Here is a 4802-nt window from a genome sequence, read left to right on the forward strand (position 1 = left end):
GTGCTCAGAAAGGGCAATATCAACTATACAAAAAGTGCAGACGGAATATACCATTTCAAAACCTTTACTCTGCAACCACTGGATACCGGCTATCGTTGGCAGAATAAAAAAGGAAAATATGTGCTTTACGACCAACAGGGGCGAATGGTTGAAACCGGTGACCGCCGGGGAATACTCACAAAGTATACCTACCAGGGCAAGCAACTGCACTCCATCACTGACCGCCATAACACGCCGGTATATACCTTTACGTATAATGCCCAAGGCAAAATCAGCCAGGCTGCAGATCAGCATGAACGTACAGTTTCGTATCTCTGGGAAAACGATCTGCTGACCACATTTACCGATGTACGCGGGCATAACAAACGCTACAGCTACAGCAAAAACGGACAACTCACAGCCAAGGCCGATGAGGCTGGCAGAATGTTCTTCATTACCTACCATCCAGACGGTGCAGTCAAAAGCGTACTTTCACGCATGGAAGGTGGAAAACATTTCTCCTACAAAACCAACTACGCCAAAGTCACCACCAGCATGGGTAAGGTCAAGGAGTATTGGTTTCTGGACAATGGCGAAACTGCCAAGGTGAAGCTCAACGGCGCCACCATCCGCACAGAAGAATATTATGATGGTGGCCGCACCACCATCGATGAGCTGGGTAATAGGGTAATAAAAACCTATGATGCCAACAATAACCTACTCACAAAAGAATATGCAGACGGCAGTAGAGTATCCTACACCTACGACAGTCATAACAACCAGCTCAGTAAAACCAATGAGCTGGGCGTGGAAACCAGATATACCTATAACGACATGGGCCTGCCCACTGTTATCCGCAGAGCCTATCAGACTATTGACGAGCAGCGTACTGAACTCGAGTATGATGCCGACGGTAACTTGGTGAAAACTATCCAGTTCAATGGCGCCGACCAGGTCGTTACCACCTATAGCTATGATGCCAATGGGAATATGGTGAAAGAGGTGAACCCGGTCGGAGGTATAACCACTGGCACCTACGATTACATGGGGAATCTACTTGCAGTTACAGACCCTATTGGCGTGACCATTTTTTCATCCTATGATCTCCAGGGTAATCTGGTACAACAAACCCATGCCAATGGTCGTACAATCGAAACCGAATACGATGCAGCCAACCGACCAGTGAAAAAGATTGACAGCGCAGGTGGTGCCACCATCTTTGCCTATGATTATCAGGATAACCTTAACAAGGTCACCGATGCCCTAGGCGGCATTGTCCGGTTCAATTTTGATAAGGACAATCGCCTCACCAAAAGAATTGACCAGGAAGGCAAGTACCAGATCTATTTCTATGAGCACGGTACGGACAAAATTTCCAAGATCTTGGATGGTAACAATAACGCCATCGAAATGACTTATCGAGGATTCCAGGGTTGTGGTACCTGTTTAAAAACCTACAAGGATAAACCTGTTCAAATTAAATTTCCAACTTTTACCCGTTTGCTTGAATACAATCTGCGCGGTCGACTGATTAAACAGACGGACAAGGCAGAGGGGGTTCGGCAAGTCACCAGTTTTCAGTATGATAAAGCCGGGCATCGAATTGCTGTTACTAATGCGGAAGGCTACACTAGCCGATATGAATACGATAAGCTTGGGAGAAAAGTGGCGACAATTGACCCTGTAGGCGGAGTGACAACTTCCAATTATGATGCCTTAGGCAACCTGATTGCCGTGACCGATGCTAAAGGCCAGACAACCACCTTTACTTATAATAAAATTGGCCAAAAAATACGTGAAATCAGACCGCTGGGAAATACCTTTACTTTTAGGTATGACCAAGCGGGTCGTTTACTGCAAGCAATTGATGCCAAAGGACAGTTGAAAACATATCAGTATGATGCCACAGGGCATTTACACGGCTATACTCTACAAAAATCTGCAGACAGCCAGCCAGAAAAAACAGTGATCCTTGATTTTAATCAACAGGGCCAACTTACCGGCTATAACGACGGTGCCACCAAGGGCATTTATACATACGATATCCTGGGAAGGGAGCTTCATGGCCAGGTTGACTATGGAACCTTTTTGGCACAACATGCATACACTTACTACAAAAATGGTCTGAAAAAAAGCTACACTGCTCCTGATGGTGAAACCCACTACTACCAATATAACAGTATCAATCGTTTGACAGAAGTATCCATTCCGGGTGTGGCAAAAATATCCTATGAACATTTCAATTGGCTTCTCCCTGAAAAGCTAATATTTCCTGGAATAGAGCAAACCAATAGTTATGACGGCCTGCTAAGACTAGTAGAACGACGGAGCGTTGCTAGGGGTAAAATAGTCCTCGACTTGAATTACACTTATGATGCCCTTAATCAGGTAAATACCAAGCAAATTGCAAATACGGTCACTCAATATGGGTACGATGACCTACAGCGACTGATCCAGGTGGAAGAAAATGGGCAAAAAACAGAACTGTTTAAATATGATGGTGTTCATAACCGTATTGCCGATCGACAACATATTGATTTAAGCTATAATGCAAATAATCAACTTCTCCGCTCCAGTGAAATTCAATACCAATACGATGCTAATGGCAATACTCTTAGGAGCTCTTCTCCAAATGAAACTGTAGAGTATATATATGATTTAGAAAATCGTTTAGTGCAGATAATAAAGAATGATGTGTATGCAGATTATGTATATGATCCTTTTGGACGGAGAGTCGCCAAAAAAGTAAATGGCGAGCAGACTTGGTTTTATTATGCTGCAGAAGGGTTGGTGGCAGAGTTTACAGCATCTGGAGAGTTGCAAACGGAATATGGATATACTCCGAATTCAATATGGACGACTAACCCTGTCATATTGAAGACGAGTGGTGAAATATTTTTCTTTCATAATGACCATCTTGGAACGCCTAATATTATAACTGATACTTCAGGTACTGCTGTTTGGGTCACAGTTTACAATGCTTTTGGAAAAGCTACTGTCCAAACTGGGCAAATAGAGAATAATTTACGGTTTCCTGGGCACTATTATGATTCTGAAACAGATAAACATTATAACTGGCACAGGTTTTATGATCCCTCCATCGGACGCTACATCTCAGCTGATCCCATCGGTCTTAATGGTGGGGTGAATTTGTATGCGTATGTGGAAGAAAACCCGATTAATTGGTTTGATTGTGAAGGGTTACGGAATTGGAAGCATCATATTGATGAAGTTTTAGAAAAAGGTCAGTCTAAAACTTACTACCCTTCTCATTGGATCACTAATGAAACTATAAATTTATTTGCACCTTATCCATATAAGGAATACTGGGATGAGAGTGACCTGCCCTATTTGACTGAACAATATGCTAAGCAGTTGCAAGCGCTCGAAGGATGGAGCTATTGTGGTGGTTTGTCTACTAAAATTAGTTGTGCTGCTGATGCAGCTGGTGTCGGAGCTATAGCAGCTACTGCTTTTAGCGGAGGGGTGGCGACACCTGCTACTGGTATTGTGGCTTCAGTAGCAAAATTAGTCTCTATTTCTAATGGAGTTGCTACATTTATTCTTTGTGAATTTCAGCCGTCTCAAATTACAAGCACGGCTGGCACTTTTGTCAAGGGATGGTGGGGAGCTGCGGTTAGTGTTTTAGATTCAGCCTTATCAATAGCTGGGTATTAGTTTGTCTGGAAAATAAATGTAAATTTAAAAAAAATATAGAGGTGTTGTGTTTGTATGGTTATATAGCAACCCTGATTGTGATTGATTTTTTGATAAAGTTTGTTAAAATACAAATTTTTTATTACAATAAATTTTAAATATTTAATAATATTTTGTGTTATTGGTGGAAAGTGGTGAACTCGATAAGAAAAATAAATATAACCATATTTATAACGTTTGGTATATTTGTTGCTTTTTTGTTTAATTATGGTTTTTTTTCAGTTCGCCTTGCTAAGGCTATTGTGTCTTTTTTGTCTTTTATATTTTTTTTTATAGAATTTTTTTGTGCTTGTGCATTAAAAGAAATTGTTGCTAAAGGAGTTGTGATTAAAAAAGATCAGTATCCATCTTTATTTAGTGTGATTTTAGTGTTTTTAGTATTGTTATGTTTGTTGTCTTTTGTGGGCATGTTCTGCTATACTTTTGGGTCTTTGTCGTGATTAAGGAAGGTAGATATGTGGTGAGTGGCTGAAGTGTAGATGGAAGTTTCCAGTATGGTCGTAAAGTGTATAATGGCGCTAATTATTTGGAATTTAGGGGAGCTCTGCGAAATCCTCCGGTAGCAAGGGAAAAGGGGACACCCATTAAAAGGCAATTGTCAAGGGAATATACTCCTCCGTAAGGTAAAATACCTTGTCAAAATACGGACTGTTAACTGCTTGTTGTAAACTCTCTTCCTCTCTACGCCCGTTATTTCTCAGGGTACGTGCTCTCTTGTTACTAGCTGCACTAGACACCCATCAGGATTAAGATCGGGCTACCACGAAGGGGTGCGAAGTGAAGAGACCCTACAAATATCTCGTAACGGAGCACCCCGGGCAGCCATAGAAATCAGTCCTTTTCGTCATCGTGACGAACCAGAAAATCTTCGGTTCCATGACATATCCACGTGTTGGTATCAGATCTCATGGTTTCAAGCCATCCCTTTTGCTGGTTTATGTCATGGGCAGAGTAAAAATCAGTTTACAAGGGCGCAGCAACTACCAAACAGATCTCACGGTTTATGTAACCATCCCCTTTTTCGGTTCACCGCTGCGGCCGGTTCTCATGCAAAAAGTTTGTTATGATCAAACGCTACATTGTCCCTCATGATAAAGAAGGCAGCA

General features: G+C 41.9%; 2 protein-coding genes. One reads left to right on the forward strand and one right to left on the reverse strand.

Annotated features, from left to right (window positions below; genetic code table 11):
- Positions 1 to 444 (reverse strand): hypothetical protein (locus G493_RS33760; RefSeq protein WP_161629875.1); only part of this gene is annotated, 444 nt, incomplete at its 3' end.
- On the opposite strand from G493_RS33760, the gene G493_RS30785 reads away from it, so the two are divergent.
- Complete coding sequence (locus G493_RS30785; protein ID WP_161629876.1) at positions 424 to 3657, forward strand: RHS repeat-associated core domain-containing protein; 3234 nt, start codon at positions 424 to 426, stop codon at positions 3655 to 3657. The genes G493_RS33760 and G493_RS30785 overlap by 21 nt on opposite strands.
- The last annotated feature ends 1145 nt before the right edge of the window (positions 3658 to 4802 follow it).

The sequence above is a fragment of the Desulfogranum japonicum DSM 18378 genome, assembly GCF_000429945.1.
GTDB classification, from domain to species: domain Bacteria; phylum Desulfobacterota; class Desulfobulbia; order Desulfobulbales; family Desulfobulbaceae; genus Desulfogranum; species Desulfogranum japonicum.

Excerpts from the sequence above, each read along its gene's own strand:
- G493_RS30785 (WP_161629876.1), top strand. The coding sequence starts at position 424 with ATGTTCTTCATTACCTACCATCCAGACGGTGCAGTCAAAAGCGTACTT.